Annotated in this window: 17 protein-coding genes; 15 read left to right on the forward strand and 2 right to left on the reverse strand. The window is 61.8% G+C overall.

All coding sequences use genetic code 11. The features are described 5' to 3' along the window. Positions 1–528: 528 nt before the first annotated feature. On the reverse strand, positions 529–1,038 hold the full coding sequence (locus L1073_RS14415; protein WP_246900365.1) for a zinc ribbon-containing protein: 510 nt from the start codon (positions 1,036–1,038) through the stop codon (positions 529–531). Between the two features lie 178 nt (positions 1,039–1,216). On the opposite strand from L1073_RS14415, the gene leuS reads away from it, so the two are divergent. From leuS to L1073_RS14485, 14 genes are all read left to right on the forward strand, one after another. Continuing rightward, positions 1,217–3,799, forward strand: a complete 2,583-nt coding sequence (gene leuS, locus L1073_RS14420; RefSeq protein ID WP_246900366.1) for a leucine--tRNA ligase — start codon at positions 1,217–1,219, stop codon at positions 3,797–3,799. A gap of 56 nt (positions 3,800–3,855) precedes the next feature. Further along, positions 3,856–4,350, forward strand: a complete 495-nt coding sequence (locus L1073_RS14425; RefSeq protein ID WP_246900367.1) for an LPS-assembly lipoprotein LptE — start codon at positions 3,856–3,858, stop codon at positions 4,348–4,350. Then, on the forward strand, positions 4,347–5,405 hold the full coding sequence (gene holA, locus L1073_RS14430) for a DNA polymerase III subunit delta (RefSeq protein WP_246900368.1): 1,059 nt from the start codon (positions 4,347–4,349) through the stop codon (positions 5,403–5,405). The genes L1073_RS14425 and holA overlap by 4 nt, the downstream gene beginning before the upstream one ends. Positions 5,406–5,459: 54 nt before the next feature. After that, entirely contained in the window at positions 5,460–5,942 is a 483-nt protein-coding gene (locus tag L1073_RS14435) for a DUF488 domain-containing protein (RefSeq protein WP_246900369.1), read from the forward strand. A gap of 159 nt (positions 5,943–6,101) precedes the next feature. Beyond that, the gene (locus tag L1073_RS14440) at positions 6,102–7,001 is read left to right on the forward strand and encodes a glycine betaine ABC transporter substrate-binding protein (RefSeq protein WP_246900370.1); all 900 of its coding nucleotides are present in this window, start codon (positions 6,102–6,104) and stop codon (positions 6,999–7,001) included. Between the two features lie 77 nt (positions 7,002–7,078). Continuing rightward, positions 7,079–9,118, forward strand: a complete 2,040-nt coding sequence (locus L1073_RS14445) for a CocE/NonD family hydrolase (RefSeq protein ID WP_246900371.1) — start codon at positions 7,079–7,081, stop codon at positions 9,116–9,118. 336 nt (positions 9,119–9,454) lie between these two features. Further along, positions 9,455–10,711 (forward strand): cytosine permease, encoded by a 1,257-nt coding sequence (gene codB / locus L1073_RS14450; RefSeq protein WP_246900372.1) that lies wholly within the window; start codon positions 9,455–9,457, stop codon positions 10,709–10,711. A gap of 1 nt (position 10,712) precedes the next feature. Then, positions 10,713–11,966 (forward strand): PucR family transcriptional regulator, encoded by a 1,254-nt coding sequence (locus L1073_RS14455; protein ID WP_246900373.1) that lies wholly within the window; start codon positions 10,713–10,715, stop codon positions 11,964–11,966. Positions 11,967–11,976: 10 nt separating this feature from the next. Then, on the forward strand, positions 11,977–13,227 hold the full coding sequence (codA, locus tag L1073_RS14460; protein WP_246900374.1) for a cytosine deaminase: 1,251 nt from the start codon (positions 11,977–11,979) through the stop codon (positions 13,225–13,227). 350 nt (positions 13,228–13,577) lie between these two features. Further along, complete coding sequence (locus L1073_RS14465) at positions 13,578–14,618, forward strand: isopenicillin N synthase family dioxygenase (protein WP_246900375.1); 1,041 nt, start codon at positions 13,578–13,580, stop codon at positions 14,616–14,618. Between the two features lie 45 nt (positions 14,619–14,663). Next, the gene (locus L1073_RS14470; RefSeq protein WP_246900377.1) at positions 14,664–15,764 is read left to right on the forward strand and encodes a BMP family ABC transporter substrate-binding protein; all 1,101 of its coding nucleotides are present in this window, start codon (positions 14,664–14,666) and stop codon (positions 15,762–15,764) included. Next, complete coding sequence (locus tag L1073_RS14475; RefSeq protein ID WP_246900378.1) at positions 15,761–17,281, forward strand: ABC transporter ATP-binding protein; 1,521 nt, start codon at positions 15,761–15,763, stop codon at positions 17,279–17,281. The genes L1073_RS14470 and L1073_RS14475 overlap by 4 nt, the downstream gene beginning before the upstream one ends. Beyond that, the gene (locus L1073_RS14480) at positions 17,274–18,353 is read left to right on the forward strand and encodes an ABC transporter permease (protein WP_246900380.1); all 1,080 of its coding nucleotides are present in this window, start codon (positions 17,274–17,276) and stop codon (positions 18,351–18,353) included. The genes L1073_RS14475 and L1073_RS14480 overlap by 8 nt, the downstream gene beginning before the upstream one ends. Positions 18,354–18,368: 15 nt before the next feature. After that, the gene (locus L1073_RS14485) at positions 18,369–19,295 is read left to right on the forward strand and encodes an ABC transporter permease (RefSeq protein WP_246900381.1); all 927 of its coding nucleotides are present in this window, start codon (positions 18,369–18,371) and stop codon (positions 19,293–19,295) included. A gap of 104 nt (positions 19,296–19,399) precedes the next feature. Here L1073_RS14485 and L1073_RS14490 read toward each other — a convergent pair whose 3' ends face one another. Beyond that, positions 19,400–20,260, reverse strand: a complete 861-nt coding sequence (locus L1073_RS14490; RefSeq protein ID WP_246900383.1) for a nitrilase-related carbon-nitrogen hydrolase — start codon at positions 20,258–20,260, stop codon at positions 19,400–19,402. Between the two features lie 258 nt (positions 20,261–20,518). Between L1073_RS14490 and L1073_RS14495 the strand changes: the two genes are divergently transcribed. Beyond that, positions 20,519–21,184 carry an ABC transporter permease gene (locus L1073_RS14495; RefSeq protein WP_246900385.1) on the forward strand — a complete coding sequence of 222 codons (666 nt, stop codon included), beginning with the start codon at positions 20,519–20,521 and terminating at the stop codon, positions 21,182–21,184. The last annotated feature ends 11 nt before the right edge of the window (positions 21,185–21,195 follow it).

A 21,195-nucleotide genomic window follows, 5' to 3' on the forward strand; every position in this document is an offset into this window, starting at 1 on the left:
GAGCGTATAGCTGAAGGGGTCACTGACCCGCTCCTCGCCCACCAGCCGATGCGGCAGCAGCGACGCCCCGGCAATGTCCAGTGTCAGCAGCCGCTGCGACGGCGACAGATCGATATCGAAGGTGTCGAAGAGCGCATCAGACATGGCATCGTCCTGAAGGTCATGCATGGCACGAACGCGCATTCAAACGATCGTCGCTTGCCAGACGCGTGCCACGCTTATGTGGAAGAGACCTAATTTAACATGGATAAAAGTGAAACGTACCCCAGCGACACTGCCGTTCTGTGAGGATTTGTTTCTGGCGAAGGGATAGACTTCGAGTGACCGCTGGAAACACGCTGGCGAATGCCAGGCTGGGGTTTATGGCACTGCGATGCCAATAGGTACACATGCGGCTACATTACCCGCATTAAACCAATCGATTGGAAGAAGGTGACGCCGTCATTGCTAAGGCTTGCTGATGCAGCACACCTTTTTTCAATACGGCGTCTTGTCTATTCCTCGATTGTTTAGGCTACTGATCCAGGTTTATCCACTGGTCCGCGCGAAGTAACGATGCCCGCACTGATGGCAGGGTTCGAGTAGGGTGATCGATTCGAGCACCACTTCTGTGTCGCAGTGCACGCAACGCATGCGCCCGGGCACGGCCATTTCGCCTTCGACATAATCGGCGCGTGCGGCTTCGAGATCGTCCTCGAAGCGGACCTGATCGACGGTGGTGCGATCAGCGATGGAGAACAGCGCTTCGGTGACGCGCCGCGAGATGATCCCCAGATCGATTCCCAGCCAGGTGGCGATGCCCTCGCCGCCTCGGGCCAGAAACCCCCGCAAGTCGCGCATGTCACGCTCGACCCAGGCACGCAGCAAGGACAACTCATCCTTGGTGTAATTCTCGAACTCCGCTTCGAACTCGATAGCGTCGTCCATTTCGCGCTGCAATGATTCCCACGACAGGTCACCAGCGCCTTTTTCGAGACGTTCGAGAACCCGCTCATAGGCACGGCTCAGGCGATGCTCTTGATCGTGACGTTCGCTCATAACGTTTCTCCTGCCTGTCGTCGAGGTCATGCCCCTACCTGTAGGCGCACGACTGGGGTATCCTGACGGCCTGTCATAACATACGGACAACGTCCCGCCCAGCTCCGTTCTACCACATCGCGAGGCCGGGCGTTATCCGCTTCAAGCCAAGCCTAACGCAAGGTGCCAGATCAAACCGATGGACGCACAGTACACGCCGCACGCAATCGAATCCGCCGCCCAGACTTTCTGGGACACCAACCAGTGCTTCAAGGCCGTCGAGGACGCGACCCGGGAGAAGTTCTACTGCCTGTCGATGTTCCCCTATCCCAGCGGCAAACTGCACATGGGGCACGTGCGCAACTACACCATCGGTGATGTGGTCTCGCGTTTTCAGCGCATGCAGGGCAAGAACGTCCTTCAGCCCATGGGCTGGGACGCCTTCGGCATGCCTGCCGAAAACGCCGCGATCAAGAACCGCGTCCCGCCCGGTGCCTGGACCTACGACAACATCGACGCCATGCGCCGTCAGCTCAAGGCGTTGGGATTCGCCTACGACTGGAACCGTGAATTCGCCACCTGCGACGTCGACTATTACCGCTGGGAACAGTGGTTCTTCACCAAGCTGGTCGAAAAAGGCCTGGTGTACAAGAAGATGTCGACCGTCAACTGGGACCCGGTGGACCAGACGGTGCTCGCCAACGAGCAAGTCATCGAAGGCTGCGGCTGGCGCAGCGGCGCGCCGGTCGAGCGCAAGGAAATCCCGCTGTGGTTCCTCAAGATCACCGACTACGCCGAGGAACTGCTCGCCGATCTGGACGAGGTCGACTGGCCCGAACAGGTCAAGACCATGCAGCGCAACTGGATCGGCAAGTCCACCGGCGTCGAACTGACCTTCGATGTCGCCGGCCAGGCCGACCCGCTCGTGGTCTACACCACGCGTCCCGACACGCTTTATGGCGCCACCTACATGGCGCTGGCCGCCGGCCATCCGTTGGCCAAGCAGGCGGCCGCCGACAATCCGGCACTCGCCGATTTCCTGGTGGAATGCCAGCAGGGCGGCAACTCCGAAGCCGAGCTGGCGACCATGGAAAAGAAAGGCATGGACACCGGCTACAAGGCGCTGCATCCGCTGACGGGGCGCGAAGTACCGATCTTCGTGGCCAACTTCGTGCTCATGGAATACGGCACCGGTGCGGTCATGGCCGTCCCCGCCCATGATCAGCGCGACTGGGAATTCGCCACCAAGTACGACATCGCCATCGAACCGGTGATCGCCGATGCCGAGGGCAACGTGCCGGATGTGTCCCAAGGCGCACATGCCGAGCATGGTCCGCTGATCAACTCCGGTGAGTACGACGGGCTCGACTTCGAAGCGGCCTTCGACGCTATTGCCGCCAAGCTAGAAGCCAACGGACAAGGTACGCGGAAAACCAACTTCCGCCTGCGCGACTGGGGCGTGGCACGCCAGCGTTACTGGGGTGCGCCGATCCCGGTCAAATATGGCCCCGAAGGCCAGACCGTGCCGCTCACCGATGACGAATTGCCGGTCGCCCTGCCAATGGAAGTCGAAGTCGACGCCTCCGGCTCGCCGCTCAAGAAGATGCCGGATTTCTATGACCTCGGCGAGGGCTGGACGCGTGAGACCGATACCTTCGATACCTTCATGGAATCCTCCTGGTACTACGCGCGCTTCGCCAGTGCCGACAACATGGAGGCGATGCTCGACGAACGCGCCAATTACTGGCTGCCGGTGGATCTCTACATCGGCGGGATCGAGCATGCGATTCTGCACCTGCTCTACGCACGCTTCTTCCACAAGCTGATGCGCGACTTCGGCCTGGTCGAAAGCGACGAGCCCTTCCAGCGCCTGCTCACCCAAGGCATGGTCATCGCCGAGACCTTCTATCGCGTGAACGCCGACGGCGGCAAGGACTGGTTCAACCCCGCCGATGTCGACGTCAAACGCGACGACAAGAGCCGCCCCATCAGCGCTGTGCTGCGCGAGGACGGCCAGCCGGTGGAAATGGGCGGCATCGAGAAGATGTCCAAGTCCAAGAACAACGGCGTCGATCCGCAGTCAATGATCGACCGTTTCGGCGCCGATACCGTGCGCCTGTTCATGATGTTCGCCGCACCGCCGGAGCAGTCGCTGGAATGGTCGGATTCCGGTGTCGAGGGCGCGCACCGCTTCTTGAAGCGGCTCTGGAAACTCGTCGCCGATCACGTCAACGCCAGCACGCCCGCCACGCTGGATGCCGACGCGCTCGACGACGAGCAGAAAACGCTGCGCCGCAAGACCCACGAAACCATTGCCAAGGCCAGCGACGATATCGGGCGCCGTACGACGTTCAATACCGCCATCGCTGCCGTCATGGAACTGGTCAACGCCCTGGGTCGCTTCCAGAACGAGGACGACGCCAACACGCCACAAGGCCTGGCGGTCACGCGCGAAGCGCTGGAAGCCTGCGTGTTGATCCTGGCGCCGATCGTGCCGCATGCCTGCCATGCGCTGTGGGAAGCTCTGGGGCATGAGACCCCGGTCATCGACGCCGACTGGCCAAGCGCCGACGAAGCGGCCATGGTCAAGGACAGCATCGAACTCGCCGTGCAGGTCAACGGCAAGTTGCGGGCCCGTCTCGAGGTCCCGGCAGCGGCCGACAAAGCTGCTGTCGAAGCCCAGGCGCTCGAAGCGGAAAACGTGCGCCGCCATACCGAGGGCAAGACCGTGCGCAAGGTCATTGTCGTGCCCGGCAAGCTGGTCAATATCGTCGCCAACTGACTCGGCCCATACGCCCGCTCCCCGAGGAGCGGGTCCCAGCCCGCAAGGAGGCCTGCGTGAAGCGCCGTTCGCTCATCATCCAATCTCTGCTCCTGCTGACCCTGACGACGCTGCTCGCCGGGTGCGGCTTTCAACTGCGTGGACTCGACGCCACCGCGCTCGATGTTCCCTCACTGACGCTGTCGTCCCCCGATGGACGCTTCGAAGATGCCGTGGAACAAGCGCTGAAAGGCACTGGCACCACGCTCGAAGACGACGCTCCGTTACGCGTCAACCTGAGCGAGGAGCAAATCCGCGAGACACGCCTGACGCAGGGTGCCGGTGGCAATCAGGAACGCCGCCTGACCCTCAGCGTGCCGTTCTCGGTGCAGCGCAGCGAGGACAATGCCTACCTGCTCGACCAGCAGACCCTCGAGGCCAGCACCACGCTGAGCGTCGACAATAACAACCTGCTGTCGCAAGACGAACTGCGCGACGAAGCGCTCGATTCATTGCGTCAGCAGGCGGCACGTCAACTCGTCGACCGTCTGCGCGCCCTCGAGACGCCATGAAGGTTTTTCCTGACAAACTCGACGAGGCGCTCGGTAAGCGCCTCCAGCCGGTCTACATCGTCGCCGGCGACGAGCCGTTGATCCATATGGAGGCTTGCGACGCCATCCGCGCCGCGGCACGCCAGCGAGGCGTCGAGGAACGCGAAGTACTCCACGTGGAAAATGGCTTTCAGTGGGGACGGCTCACGGAGTCGGCAGCGAGCATGTCGCTGTTTGCCTCGAGCAAGCTCATCGAGCTACGCCTGGGCGGTCAGTCGCCGGGCCAGGAAGGCGCCAAGGCACTCGATGCCTACGCCCGCCAGGCCAAGGACAGCGACGACATTCTCCTGATCAGCAGCGCGCGCCTCGACCGGCGCGCGCAGTCCAGCGCCTGGTTCAAGGCGCTGGACAAGATCGGCGTGTTCGTTCCGGTGTGGCCGGTGGATCACCAGCGCCTGCACTTCTGGGTGCGGGATCGCGCGTCGCGCCATGGCCTGTCACTGGACATGGACGCCGCCCGCCTGCTCGGCGAGCGCACCGAGGGCAACCTGCTGGCCGCCGACCAGGAACTGCAGAAGCTGGCGCTGATCAATCCACCCAACGCGCGGCTCGACACCCAGGCCATTGCCGGCGGCGTGGAGGACAATGCACGTTATGATGTCTTCACGCTGATCGACGCCTGTCTGCGCGGCGACCGCGTGCGCGTCTCGCGCATCGTCAGTGGATTGCGCGGCGAAGGCATCGAAGCCCCGGTGGTGCTGTGGGCATTGACGCGTGAGCTGCGCATCTTCCTGTCGCTGGCGCAGCACCTCGATCAGGGGCAAAGCCTCGATCACGCCTGCAAGGCACAGCGTCCGCCGATTCCCGACAAGCGTCGTCCGCTCTATCAGCAGGCCTTGAAGCGGATGCCGCTCAAGCGGTTACACAAGCTATTATTGTTCGCACAGCGCTTGGACCTGGCCATCAAGGGCGCTGCGGCATTGCCCGTCTGGGAAGGGCTTCACGATCTCTCGCTCACCCTGGCCGGCGGGCGCGGTCCTCTGGCCGAGATGGCATATTCCTATCGTATCGCCTAGCCCGAGAGAGCGAGACACTTGCGACATGACAAGTGACTGGCGGAGGAGAACCGGATGTCTTATACGATCGCACTCAAACGTATCTATCAGGCCGCCGAAGAAGGCGATGGTGCACGCGTTCTCGTCGACCGCCTATGGCCGCGCGGCAAGCGCCGCGAGTCGCTGCAACTGACCGACTGGTACCGCGACGCCTCGCCCTCCAACGCCTTGCGCCGTGGCTGGCATCAGGGCGAGTTCAACGACACCGTGTTCAGCCATCGCTACCGCTGGGAGGTCGAGGACGATCCCGACGTCTTGCTGCCCCTCATGCGCTGGGCGCGCGAAGGCACGCTCACCTTGCTGACCGCCTCCCGGGAGCCACAGCGCTCGCACTTGCCGTATTTACGCGACATGCTGCTCAAGGCCTTGGAAGACGAAGACCGCGAGACAGGCGATCAAACACCCGCCTCCTCGCCGTGCTATGCCGATCAGGTCAAGCAGCCCGACGCAGACGACGCGTCTTCGACGGATCCCCCTTCCCCTTCCCCTCACCACTGACCATTGCCCAGCCATGGCGCTTGCTTTGTCATCTGTTGGCGTCCGAAATCGCAGGCATTATGGATTCTCATCAATCCCGGCAGCGGGGTGCGTTACTCTGGGTAACGACGAAAGTCGCAACCCGATAACGCTCTATAACAACAGAGGTATGTCGCTGCCATGAAACACCCCATCACGACACTACTAGCCACCCTGGGACTGAGCCTTTCCGCGGCGGCCACCACGGCCCACGCACAAGATGACGATCCCATCGTCGTCGGCGGTCTCAACTACACCGAGCACCTGATTCTCACCTCGGCTACCTTCCAATTGCTGAAAGCCAACGGCTACAACGTCGACAAGCGCGACGGCCTGGGCACCTCGGTGCTACGTCAGGCGCAGGAGAACGGCCAGGTCGACCTCTATTGGGAATACACCGGCAACTCGGTGATCCTGTTCAATGACCAGCCGCAACCCGACAACGCCGCCGAGACCTACGCCACCGCCAAGCGCCTGGATGCCGAGAAAGGACTGATCTGGCTGGATCCCTCGGACACCAACAATACCTATGCACTCGCCATGCGCGAGGCCGACGCCGAGAAACGCGACATCCACACCCTTTCGGATCTAGCCACGGCGATGAACGATGGCGCCGATCTGACGCTCGCCTCCAATGCCGAGTTCTATGCCCGCGACGACGGCCTGCGACCACTGCAAGAGGCCTATGGATTCGAGTTCCCGCGCTCGCGCGTCAAGCGCATGGATACGGGGCTGACCTACAATGCGCTACGTGAAGATGAAGTCGACGTGGCACTGGTCTTCGCTACCGATGGCCGCAACGGCGCCTTCGACTTCCAAGTGCTCGACGACGACCAGCAATTCTTTCCGGTTTACCAACTCGCACCGGTGGTACGCGAGGAAACCCTCGATGCGCATCCCGACCTCGAGCCCCTGCTCAACGACATGTCCGCCGCGTTGAACGACGAGACATTGATCGATCTCAACCGCCGTGTGGATATCGACGATCAGAACATCGAAAAGGTCGCGAAGGACTTCCTGACCGAAAACGACCTGCTCTAACGCCTCGCTCACTTCTTTTCCTTTCTTCCTTCCCTGGGGCGATGCCGACATCGCCCCTGCTGACGACAGGACGCCCCATGTTTCCGAGTGGAAGCCAACCCGATGCCCGGGAAGTGCGTGACTTCCCGCACCCGATCGTCGAGGAACCGGCAGTGTTCATTCCGCTGCCCGACGGTAGCCGACTCGCGGCACGAATGTGGCGACCGGCAGATGCCGAGCCCCATCCCGTGCCCACGATCATCGAGTGCATCCCGTATCGCAAGCGAGATGCCACCAGTGCCGACGATGAACGTATGCATCCCTACTTCGCTGGCCACGGCTATGCCGCGCTGCGTATCGATCTGCGCGGCAGCGGCGACTCGGACGGCGTGCTTGAGGACGAATACCTGGCCAGCGAGCAGGACGATATCGTCGCGGCGATCGCCTGGATTGCTGAGCAACCCTGGTGCAGCGGTCGCGTGGGCATGATGGGCATTTCCTGGGGCGGCTTCAATTCACTGCAGGTGGCCTCGCGCCAACCGCCGGCACTCGGCGCAATCATCGCCGTCGGCGCCACCGTCGACCGCTATCACGACGACGTCCACTACAAGGGCGGCTGCGTGCTCAACGAGAATTTCGGTTGGGCGGCCTCGTCGCTTTCCTTCATGTCGCGGCCACCTGATCCCGTCTTGCGCGACGACTGGCGCGAACTCTGGCGGCATCGGCTCGCCCAGCAACCCTTCGTCGCCGAGAACTGGTTCGATCACCAGACGCGCGATGCCTACTGGCGCCATGGCTCGGTGTGCGAGGACTATGCGCGCCTGACGACGCCGACGCTGGCCGTCACCGGCTGGGCCGATGCCTATGTCAATTTCGTCGCCGAGATTCTCGAGCACGCGCCTTGCCCGCGGCGCGGCATCATCGGCCCCTGGCCGCACGCCTATCCGCACCTGGCGATGCCGGGGCCGACCATCGGCTTTCTTCAGGAAGCGCTACGCTGGTGGGATTACTGGCTGAAGGATCGCGACACCGGCATCATGGAAGAACCGCTGTATCGCGTGTTCTGTCCGTCCTTTTCCGAGGCCGATCCGCACCGGCTCGAGGTTCCCGGCGAATGGCTCGCCGAAACCCAGTGGCCAAGTCCGCACATATCTTCACGGGTCTTGGCACTCGGCAACGGCGAACTACACGCCCCGAACGACGGCGCCGCCCGCCCCGGCGTGGTCAAACTGCGTGCGCCCGCCGACAACGGCCTGCAATGCGGCGAGTACATCCCCCACAGCAGCGGCCCCGAGATCGCCGGCGACCAGCGTGGCGACGACGCCCACTCGCTGACCTACGACACCGATCCGCTGGATGCCGACACGCTGATTCTGGGACGCCCCACGCTAGCGCTGCGGGTCAGCGTCGACCAGCCGCGCGCCAATCTGATCGTTCGCGTGTGTGACGTCTCGCCCGAGGGCGTCTCGCAACGCGTCTCCTACGGTGTGCTCAACCTCTGCCACCGCGAAAGCCACGTCACGCCGTCCGACGTACCATGCGATACACCGCTCGACGTGACCGTGTCACTGAACCAGACCTGCTATCGCTTCATTGCCGGGCATCGGTTGCGCGTCTCGGTGACCACCGCCTACTGGCCGCTGGTCTGGCCGAGCCCTTATCCGGTCACGCTGACCCTGCACGAAGCTGACTCGCGGCTCACCCTGCCCCAACGCACCTCGCACGAGGCGCCGCCGGTGGCGTTCGAGCCGGCGGTCTTTTCCGGCCCCATGCAGCATCGGATCAAACGTGCGGGCACGCAGTCCCGAGATGTCACCCACTCGCTGACTGATGGCTGGACGCGGCATGCCATCATCGACGACTTCGGCGAGATCGCCTACGACCATGGCCTGACCAACATTGCCTGGGCTGACGAGCGTTATGCTATCCATCCCGATGCGCCAGCCACCGCGACCATGAGCAAGAGCTGGCACCAGACCTTCCAGCGCGGCGATTGGCAGGTGCATACCGAGACCTGGGCAGAACTGAGCTGCGACGCCGAATGGTTCTATCTCGAAGCGCGCCTGCAAGCCTTCGAGAACGGCGAACGCTTCATCGACCGGCACTGGAAAACGCGCCGCCAGCGACGCTGGGTGTAATACCACTGGGATGCCCACTCTCTGAAACAGGATGCCACCTGTTGGCTTCAGAATGCCCGAGGCAACGCCTCGGGCATTTTTGTACCATGCGTTAGCCCATGATGCGCCCTTCATGAACCATGGTGGTGCAAGGATCACGCGTTACGACAGCCCGCGGCCGCGTATCAAGGATCTTATTGTGCACATTGCACAGCTTACTGACTCTCCGGTAAGCGAAAATCGACAACTCCCCCACCGTCGTTGCCATCTCTCCCAATAGTGGAACACCTCTTGCTTCATGAGTGGTATAGAAAGACCACCTGCCGCTATTCATGCGAACTCCCTGCGGAGCATACGATGGAAAACTCGGACTACCCATTGAGCGAGGTGCCCAACAGCGAACGTAAAGGGCTGCTCTCCACCTCGGTTGTACTGCTCGGTTTTACCTTTTTTACCGCCACCATGTGGGCGGGCGGATCACTCGGTGTCGCCTTCCCGTTCGGCGAGCTGTTGGGGGTGATTCTTATCGGCAATTTGCTGCTGGGCGCCTACGCAGCGGCCCTGGCTTATATTGCCTGTAAAAGCGGCCTCAACTCCGTGCTGATGGGACGTTTCTGCTTTGGCGAGGTGGGCAGCAAACTGTCTGACTTCGTGCTCGGCTTTACCCAGATCGGCTGGTACGCCTGGGGCACCGCCACTATCGCCGTGGTGCTGGTAAAGACCACCGGCCTGCCGGCATCGCTCGAGACCCCGCTGATGGTACTGTTCGGCCTTGCCTTCTGCGTCACCGCGATGATCGGCTTTCGCGGACTGGATCTGCTTTCCCGCTTTGCCGTACCGGCGATGATGCTATTCATTCTGATCAGCCTCTACACCGGCATGGTGGATGTTGGAGGGCTTTCCGGCCTTGCAGGCCAGACGCCCTCCGAGAGCATGAGCCTTGCCGCCGCCATCACCGTGGTGATCGGGACCTTCATCAGCGGCGGCACTCAAGCCACCAACTGGAGCCGTTTCGCCCGCACACCTAAGATCGCCGTGATCGCGACGCTGGCCGCCTTCTTCATCGGTAACGGCCTGATGGTGCTAACCGGCGCGCTGGGGGCAATGATCTACCAGCAGGCGGACATCGTCGATGTGATGCTGGCTCAGGGCTTCGTGGTGCTTGCCGTACTGATGCTGTTCCTCAACATCTGGACCACCCAGGACAACACCATCTACAACTTTGCAGTAGCCGGCTGCAACCTGTTGCGCACCGATAAGCGCAAGGTGGTCACCGTGGCCGGTGCCGCCATCGGAACAGTGCTGGCCGTAGGAGGTATGTACAATCTGCTGATTCCGTTCCTGGTGCTGCTCGGCACCTTCATCCCACCGATCGGCGGCGTGATCATGGCGGACTTTTGGCTCAACCATAAGGGCCGGTATCCGAAGTTGGCCGACGTCAATCTACCTGCCTTCAACTGGATCGGTCTGGCCTCCTATGCGATCGCCTCCGGAGTGGCTTACTTCTCCCCGGTACTCCCGCCGCTGGTGGGCGTCATCGCCGCAGCCTTGTGCTACGCCATCCTGCTGAAACTGTCGATTCCCCGCCCAGCGATGGACCCGACCAAGGACTGACATGGCGATAACCTGCGCCGAGATACCGCGGCTGCCCGGCCTGGAGGAAATCCGTTTCCGAGCCGGCCTGCAGGGCGGCAACCGCCCCGTTCGCTGGCCCTATGTAGCGGAGAACGACACCATCGCCCCTTGGGTGCGCGGCGGCGAGCTGGTGTTCGTCACCGGTATCAACCTGCATCGCAGCGAAGCCAACCTGAAGCAACTGGTGCACGAGGCAGTGGAAAATCAGGTTGCGGGACTGGTGATACTCACCGGCCCCGAGTATATCCATGAGATCCCCTCCGGTGTTCTGGAGCTGGCCAACTCACTGAGTTTTCCAATCCTCGAGCAGCCCTACTCGTTGAAGATGGTGCTGGTCACCGAGGTGATCAGTAACGCCATCGTTCAGGACAATCTGCTCGGTCAGTCCATCAGACTGTTCCTGACCCGACTGATCAACGGCTTTGCCGACGCACCTGAACTCATCCATCTGCGCGCCGCCGAGCTGGGCCTGAACGATGACCGCCCTTATGCGGTAGTGGCTGTACGCCTTCCTCCCTTTCATGAGCGTCTATTCAGCGAGGATCTCGACCAGCACTGGCAACTGGTCCACCAGCGCAACCAACTGGAACAACAGTTCGGCGAGCTACTAAAGCGACGCGGCATCGACTGGCCCGTACTGGTGCTGGAGCGCGACCTGATCGCCATCTGGCCCGCAGACAAGGACCACGCCAGCGCATTGTCCGACGATCTTGACGCTGCGCTGAGCCAGCTGCAGAGCCGGATGCCGGAGCTGACGCTCTACGCCGGTGCCAGCGACCTGCAACCCGGACTCAGCCAGCTCTGCTCGGCCGTGGAGCAAGCCCGGCAGGCGGTACAGTTCGCCGTACAGCACGGTGGCCAACGGCTGTTTTTCTACGACCAGTTGGGCATTGCCCGTCTGTTTTCGGCAATCCCTCAACGCAACCTGCTGGCCCAGTTCTGCCAGCAGCAGCTAGGCAGTCTCTGCTTCGCCCGGGATGACCAGTCACTGCAGCTAAAAAACACACTGACCCAGTACCTGAATCTGTTCGGCAACCAGCAGCAGACTGCCGAAAGCCTGGGCATTCACCGCAACACGCTACGACATCGCCTGAAACGGATCGAGCAACTGATCGGCCATCGCCTCGGTGACGCTTTCGTGCGGCTCAACCTGCAGAACGCCCTGCTGATCGAGCAGATTCTATTTCAGCACCACAATATCGATAGCCAGCTTCCCGCGTCGGAAGATCTGTGAAGAGGTCCCTATGCACATAGTCAATGCCCGTCTGCGAAACACCCCCAAGCTCCACACCCTGGAGATCAGTGCTGGGCGGTTCAGCCGGATCAGCGAACAAGACGGCGTGATCGCTTGCCCCGCCGGCGCCATCGATGCCGGCGGCAAACTGCTGTGCGCACCGCTGGTGGAGCCACACATTCACCTGGATGCGGCACTGACCGCCGGTGAACCCCACTGGAACCAGAGCGGCACTCTGTTTGAAGGCATAGAGCGCTGGAGCGAGCGCAAGCCGATGCTGGACGAGGCCGATATCCGCCGCCGAGTGCTGGACACCATCGAGCTTCTGGTGCAGAACGGCGTGCAGCATATTCGCACCCACGCGGATATATCCGACCCCAGCCTGGTGGGCCTGAAAACCCTCTGCACCCTGCGTGACGAGCTGAAAGAGAAGATCGATCTGCAGGTGGTCGCCTTCCCCCAGAACGGTCTGCTCTCTTTCCCCAACGGCCTGCATCTGATGGAAGAAGCACTGGAGTTCGGCGCCGATGTGGTCGGCGGCATTCCGCACTTCGAGTACACCCGCGAACTAGGCGTGGAGTCGATGAAGACGGTCATCGCGCTGGCGAAGAAGTACCACCGTCTGGTGGATGTACACTGTGACGAGATCGACGACCCCAACTCCCGCTTTCTCGAAGTCTTGGCTTGCGAGGCGCTATTCAACGAGCTGGGCCCGCGCGTCACCGCCAGCCACACCACGGCGATGCACTCCTACGATAACGCTTATTGCGCCAAGTTGTTCCGCCTGCTAAAGAACTCCGGCATCAACTTCATTTCCTGCCCTACGGAGAGCATCCACCTACAGGGCAGGTTCGATACCTACCCAAAACGTCGCGGCCTGACGCGAGTCAAAGAGCTGCGCGAAGCCGGTATCAACGTCTGCTTCGCGGAGGATTCGATCTTCGACCCCTGGTACTCTCTCGGCAACGGCAAACTGCTGCGCAGCCTGGATTTCGGCCTGCATATCTGCCAGATGATGGGCTATCACGACTTCGCCAGTGCACTCGATCTGATCACCACAAACAGCGCCCAGACCCTGAACATTCAGGACCGCTACGGCATCGAGACCGGCAAGCCCGGCAATTTCATCCTGCTCGACGGAGAAGACGACTACAGCGTACTGCGCAAGCAAGGCGACGTACTGCTCTCGGTTCGTCAAGGTGACGTCATCATGCAGCGTGAGCCGTCTCGGGTAACCAGCGAACGCTATGTCTCGGCTTGACTCACACCGGGCCGGACGCACGATGTCGGCCCATTCTTGACACCCAACGCCCCGATCTCGTGCACCCACTTCTCATCGAGCATGACCGTGCTTTCCAAGCCGAGACGCGACCCGACCGAACCGGCCGAATTCTGCATGCTGCCAAGCTCTTATTGGGCAACGTGCACAATCCTACCAGTGGCTGACTGTTCAATTCCCACTATCGACTTTTTCATTCCAGGCCTTCCCTCAATTGGCATACGCCTTGCTAAGACTTGCTAAGAGAAGTTGACAGTAATCCGACAGGCCGGACTCCAGACGAACAACGTGCACAGTCATTGGACCGACCGGAACCAAAGCAGGAATCCATAATGACTACAGTGATCACCGGCAACGGCCCACGCGCCGTCAACAGCAACGACCTCGACAGCCTCGTCGTCCCGTTCTCCTCCATACCGGTCATCGATTTTTCCGCCATGCACACCGATGACGTGGACGCTCGTCGGGCTGTCGGCGAAGCGGTGCGCAAGGCGTGCACCGAGGTAGGCTTTTTCTACGCCAAGGGCCACGGTGTCCCGCAGCAGGTGATCGACCGAACATTCAGCGCCGCACACCAGTTTTTCGATCTGCCGCTGGAGGAGAAACTGAAGGTCGATATTTCCAAGTCTCCCAACCTCCGCGGCTATACCGGACTACTGGAAGAAAACACCAATGTCGAAGGCCTGGGCGATCTTCACGAGGGCTTCGATATCGCGCTGGACCTCCCGGAAGACGATCCCGACGTCATGGCCGGCAAGTTCGGTTACGGCCCTAACCAGTGGCCGAATGCTCTGCCCGGTTTCAAGGAGGCGTTGCTGGATTATCAGAGCGCAGTACTGGATTTCGGCCAGAATATCTTTTCCGCCTTCGCGTTGGCGCTGGATCTGGAAGAGGAGTTCTTCGCGCCGCTGAGCACCAAACCGATGGCGCAGATGCGGGTACTATCTTACCCGAACCAGGACGGCCCCATCGATGAGCACCAGATCGGCATCGGCCCACACTCCGATTACGAATGTTTCACCATCCTGTGTACCGATGACATCCCCTCACTGCAGGTACTGAACTGTGCCGGCGAGTGGATTCAGGCACCACCGATCCCCGGCGCATTCATCGTCAACGTGGGTGATCTGATGGCGCGCTGGACCAACGGCTACTTCGCCTCCACCCTGCACCGCGCCATCAATAGATCCGGCAAGCAGCGCTACTCCATCCCATTTTTCTACGGCCCCAACTCCGACGCCATGATCGAGGTCCTGCCCTCGTGCCAGAACGAGGACTGGCCCGCGCAGTTCGAACCGATCAAGGCCAGCGACTACATCCAGTCGCGCTTTAACGAAACCTATGCCCACCGCAGCGCGGACCAGCAGCCCTGAAGAACTACTGCCGTCGAGTCCGCCCCCTACCCGGAGACCCCACCGATGCGTAACCCCATCTCGACCTCTGTCCTCTCCCTTGCCGCTATCGCCGGCAGCCTGCTGCTTGCCAACCCGACCCGGGCCGCGCCTTTCCAGTTGGAAGGCGACCCCAAGATCGCCTTCATCTATGCCACCACCGCCCGCGATGGCGGCTGGAACGAGGCGATAGACAATGCCCGCCAAGAGGTTGCCGATGAGCTGGGTTACCCGGTTGCCGTGGCGGAAAGTATTCCTGAAGACGCCAGCGCCCTGAAAAACGCCATCGATCTGTATGTACAGCGCGGCTTCAACATCATTGTCGGCACCACCTATGGCTATTCCGACGGCATTGCCGACGCGGCCGAGAAATACCCGAATGTGGCCTTCGTGAACGCTTCCGGCACGACCAATTCCGATAACCTGGAAAGCTTCTACGCCCGCACTTACGAGGGCTGGTATCTGGCGGGCATCGCGGCCGGCGCCGTGGCCGACAACGACAAGCTGGGCATGCTGGCAGGTTTTCCGGTCAGCGTGGTCAACTGGGATATCAACGGCTTCGCTCGTGGCGTACAGGTAAGCAACCCGGATGCAAACGTCTCGGTGCTATACACCAACTCCTGGTGGGACCCGGTGAAGGAGGGTCAGGCCACCAAGTCGCTGCTCGAGCAGGACACGTCAGTCATTGCCAACAACCTGTCCTCCGCATCCCCCTTCACCGAAGCGGAGAAAGCGGATGCCTACAGCGTCGGTTTCCAGCTCGACATGAGCGCGCAGGCTCCCAAGCGGCATCTCACCTCCGTAGTGTTTCACTGGGATAAGTACCTGATCCCCACCATCAAGGCAATCGCCGCAGGCACCTGGGAACCCAACCGCAACGGCGCCTTCCCCGGCATCGCTCAGGGTGTCGTGGATATCACCCCGCTGCCGGACAGCGTACCCGCCGAGGTCAAACAGATCATCGCCGACAAACGCGCCGCCATCATTGCCGGAGAGCTGACCCCGTTCGATGGGCCGCTCATCGCCCAGGACGACACCGAGAAACTCCCCAGCGGCGAATCCCTCAGCGATGAGCAGCTCTGGGCGATGGATTACCTGATTCAGGGAACGGTCGGGGGCGGCCAATGAGTCAGGGTTCCGCCCTGCTGACACTGAGCGCCATCGACAAGAGCTTCGATGTTCACAGGGTTCTCGACTCGGTCTCCTTCGAACTTGCCAACGGCGAGGTTCACGCCCTACTCGGTGAAAACGGAGCAGGCAAGTCGACCCTGATGAATATCCTCATCGGCGTGTACAGTGCCGATGCCGGTACACTGAAACTGGAAGGCAAACTGCTGAAAATCGCCAAGCCCTCCGACAGTGCGCGCCATGGCATCGGCATGGTCCATCAGCATTTCCGCCTCGTGAACCGTTTGACGTTGACGGAAAACCTGCTGCTCGCCGCCGATGGTCACCCGTCTCTAAAAAGTCGCTCCACCGCCCGCGACACACTGCTGGCTACCGCCAGGGAGATTGGCTTTACGCTCGATCCCGATTGCCCGGTGGGCGAGCTATCCGTGGCGGAGAAGCAACGCGCCGAGATTTGCAAGGTCCTGGCACTGGGCGCACGCATCCTGATCCTGGATGAGCCCACCGCCGTGCTGACCGACTCCGAAGCCTCCTCCATGCTCGGCGCTATCCGCCGCATGGCGGAATCGGGTCGCAGTATCATTCTGATCACCCACAAGTTGCGCGAGGTGGTCGGCTTCAGCCATCGCGTGACGATCATGCGTCGTGGTGAAACCGTGGCTGCCGGGCTGGATACCGGCGACCTGTCCATCGAGAAGATCTCCAGCCTCATGATGGGCGCCTCCACTTCCAGCGTCAGTTCGGACAAGCCCCCTGGCAGTGTTCGGCCCCATGGGCCGGATCTTCTCGCCATCTCCCATCTGCATGCGCAACGGGATGACGGCGCCCCCGCGCTAACCGATGTGAGCCTGCGCGTGCGCGCCGGTGAAATTCTGGGTCTGGCCGGTGTGGGCGGTAACGGCCAGCATGAACTGGTGGAAACACTCTGCGGCATCCGCTCGGCCAGCGCTGGCAGTGTCATGGTCGACGGCGCCGATGCGCTGGGGCTGTCGCCCCGACAGCGACGCAAGCAGGGCCTGCGTGTCATCCCCGCCGACCGCATGGCGGCAGCGCTGGTCTCGGAGCTCGATATCGCCTCCAACCTGGCGCTGACCTCGGTAGTCAGCGGCCGCTTCGGGTGGCTCTGGCTCAACCGTCGCCGCATGGAGCGCGACGCCAACGCCAGTATCGAACAGCACGAGATCGCCGGTGCCCGGCCTCAGGGGCGAATGGGGCTGCTTTCCGGCGGTAACGCACAGAAAGTCTTGCTAGCCCGGGAGATCGACAGCGGCATGAAACTGCTACTGGCTCACTCACCGACACGCGGGCTGGACATACGCGCAGCCGCAGCCGTCCATCAGCGTCTGCGCGAGGCCGCCGCCGGCGGTGCCGCCTGCCTGCTGGTAAGCGAAGACGTGGAAGAAATCATGGCGCTGTCCGACCGCATCTGTGTCATCAGCGCCGGTAGAATCACCGGCGAATTGCCCGGGGATGCCAATGCCGCTGATATCGGGAGGCTGATACTAGGCCATGAGTAACGTCAGATTGACTCTCGAGCGGCGCCAGCGAATCAGCACGCTGCGCTCGACCACCACCTATACCCTTGGTCTGCTTATTGGCCTGGCCTGCGGCCTGCTGGTACTACTTGCTGCCGGTGCGCCCGCATCGACCCTCCTGAACGACCTGGTGATCCAGGTCTTTTTCAGCGCGATGGGACTGGCACAGACCTTGACGCTGGCGGTGCCACTGATCCTGGTGGGGCTGTCCGCCACCGCCGCCATGCGCCTGCGCTTCTGGAACGTGGGGATCGAAGGACAGCTTTGGCTCGGTGCCATCGGCGCAACGCTGGTAGCCATCAATGATGTCGGCAGCGATTCCCTGCGTCTGCCCACCATGCTGATCATGTCCGCCATCGCGGGAGCGGCGTGGATCGCCGTACCACTGATATTGAAGCTGAAAGCCGGCGTGAACGAACTGGTGGTCACCCTGCTTCTATCCAACGTGGCCTACCTGCTGTTGCAGCATCTTCTCTTCGGCGCCTGGAAGGATCCGGTGAACAGCTTTCCGGTCTCGCCCCGTTACGGCGACAACGAGCAACTCGCCAGCCTAGGGTTCGGCAACCTCCATTCGGGCATCTATATCGCCCTGGGTATCACGCTGCTGATGGCGATTCTGGTGCAGAAGAGCCGAACCGGTTTCTACATCGATGTCATCGGCCACAACCGCCCCACGGCGCTGGCCACCGGCATCCCGGTGACCGCCACCATCACGCTGATGATCCTCCTCTCCGGCGCGCTGGCCGGACTGGCGGGCGGGTTGATCGTGACCGGCGTCGAACATCGCCTGACCCAGACCATCGGCATCAATACCACCTTCAGCGGCATCGTGATCGCCTTCATCGCGCGCTTCAATCCGCTGGCGGTATTGCCCACGGCCATCGTGCTGGCGGGCATCTACAACGCCGGGGGCACGCTGAAGGTGTTCTACGGCATCCCGGACGCCATCGTGGTGCTGATCCAGGGCATCGTGCTACTGACACTGCTGATGATTCAGTTCTTCCGCAGCTACCGCGTCTCACTGCTGCGTCCGTCAATAAAACAGCCCACTTGAGAGCACCGAGGTCATATGGAACAGTTCATCACGAGTTGGCTGGGCAGCACACCGGCATTCGCCATCCCCCTCGCGCTGGCGAGCATGGGCCTGGTGCTCTGTGAGCGCGCCGGTGTCCTCAACATGGGCGCCGAGGGCTATATGGCGTTGGGCGCCATGACCGCCGCAGTATTGACACTGACACTGGGCAACCCGGCCATCGGCATCATCTGCGCCGTACTGGCCGGCGCGGCACTGGCCTTGTTATTCGGCTTTGCCGTGGTGATCATGCGCTGCGAACAGATATTGGCCGGCCTGGCCACCATGGCCGTGGGACTAGGGATCGCCGGCGTGGTCGGGCGGCCTTACGTGCACAAGAGTTTCGCAGGGCTGCAGCCGCTGGATCTACCGGTACTGGATCGGATTCCATTGATCGGCCGGCTGGTGTTCAACCAGGACATCCTGGTCTATCTCACGGTTCTGATAGGCGTCGCACTCTGGTTGCTGCTGGAGAGAACTCGTGCCGGCCTGAAAATCCGCGCCGTGGGCGAAGACCCCGCCAGTGCCGACGTGGCAGGCGTCCAGGTGCAGGTTCAGCAGTTGGTGGCGATCACTGCCAGCGGCGCGCTATGCGGCCTGGCCGGCGCTTACCTGTCGGTGGCAAGCAGCAGCATCTGGGTGGAAAACATGGTCGCCGGGCGCGGCTGGATCGCGCTCGCACTGGTGGTATTTGCTCGATGGGATCCCCTCAAGGCCCTGGCCGGCGCTTTCCTGTTCGGCGCCATCGAGGCCCTGTTGCCACGCCTTCAGGCGATCGGCGTGCCCGCTCCGACCTACCTGATGAACATGCTGCCCTACCTGTTCACCATCGCCGTGCTGCTGGTAGCCGCCTGGTCCGGTTCGAAAAAAGGCATGGCCCCCGCCGCACTCGGCAAACCTTATGTGCGCCAGGACCGGCATTGACGGGAAGATCAGATGCCGCTGGCCCTGTTCCAGCAGCTCGCTGCTCACCGCAGCAGACGCGCCAACGGCTACCCCATCACCGACGGCATCAACGTGGGCCGGACTCAACCGCGCCGCTCGCGCTCGACCCGCTGCGCCATCAGCGAGGCCACCAATGGCGTATCGGCGTCGCGGTGGGTGGGCATCGCGAAACGCGCGGCGGCAATCTCGTCGGTGTCGATCTCGGCGCTGACGAGCGTCTCGCCGTCCTCGGCCCGTGCCAGCACCTTGCCATCGACGCCGACGATGCAACTGCCGCCCCAGAACCAGGCGTCGCCTTCGGCGCCGTAACGATGCGCCATGACCATCGGCGTGGCGTACATCATGGCGTAGAACTTCAGGCAGATCAGCCAATTGCCTTCGTCATCGAAATCGCCGTCGACCATTCCCGTCGCTGCATTGACCGGGGCCAGCATCACGTCAGGCCGCTCCAGCATGGCCGCGTGGGCGAGGCCCGGATTCCAGAGATCGGCGCAGATCATCACACCACAGGTGAGGCCGTCGGCATCGGCGACGGTGAGTGCCTGCCCTTTACCGAAATGCTTGCCTTCCTCGTGCCCGCCGTAGGTGCAGAGATTGACCTTGCGATGCACGGCGACGATGCGGCCCTCGCACAGGCACGCCATGGCGTTGGCATATTCGCCGCGACCGCAGCGCTCGACGAAGCCCACCACGGTGAGCATGTCACCGGCGGCATCCGCCAGTTGGAGCAGGCGCGGGTCGTCGCGGTCCATCGCGACCTCGGGGACGCGCGTTCCCAGGTCGTAACCCGTCAGGGAAAGTTCAGGGAAAACCAGCACATCGACCTCCCGATGACGGGCTTCCTCGATGACACGATGATGCGTCTCGAAATTGCACGCGACATCCGCCAAGGCGCATTGAATCTGGGCGGCGGCTAGTCGGTAATGCGTCTTGCGAGTGCTCAAAATGCAGGCCTCCTGCAAGGAAAAACAAAACACTGGATTATCGCCAATGAGCATACGGCGAAGTCGATGAGTTTCCTACCGAATACCCATTGCCACTGAAAATGAATCATATGACACATCCTAATGCCCAAAACGGCGGGCACTCGCGAAGAGCGTGTTATGCTCTTTACATAATACGAACTTATAAAACTCCTTACATATAAGAAATTTCTAAGCGCTCAAACAAAACACTCGTTCGCGAATGCGAGGTCCGTGCCCGTGGAATTACTGCAATACTTTCTCGATAATCTCGAGTTGCTGGGGACCCTTACCCTCGAACACATCAGTCTGGTGGGTGTTGCGGTGGGTATCGCCACACTAACCGGCGTCCCCATCGGCATTGCCATCACCAAGAACGAGCGCGTCGCCAAGAGCGTGCTGTATATCGCCTCGATCATCGTGACGATTCCCTCCATCGCGCTGTTCGGGATCATGATTCCGATCCTCTCGATCATTGGCCAAGGCATCGGTTACCTGCCGGCGGTCATCGCGGTCTTGCTCTACTCGCAGTTGCCGATCATCCGCAACACCTACACCGCCATCAACAATGTCGACCCGGCCCTGCGCGAGGCCGCGCGCGGCGTCGGCATGAGCCAGAATCAGCGCCTGCGCATGGTCGAGATTCCGCTCGCCGTGCCGGTGATCATGGCCGGTGTACGTACCGCCGTGGTGCTCAACATCGGCGTCATGGCGATCGCCGCCTATATCGGCGCCGGCGGGCTCGGCACGCTCATCAGCCGCGGTATCTCCCAGTCCGATCCGCGTCAACTGATCCTCGGCGCCGTGGCCGTCAGTGTGCTGGCGATCATCGTCGACTATGCGCTGCTGGCCCTGCAGAAACGCCTGACCCCCAAGGGCATGGAACGCGAAGCCGCTGCGACCTGAGCCGTTACCCA

It is taken from the genome of Chromohalobacter nigrandesensis, from assembly GCF_023061285.1.
Lineage (GTDB): Bacteria > Pseudomonadota > Gammaproteobacteria > Pseudomonadales > Halomonadaceae > Chromohalobacter > Chromohalobacter nigrandesensis.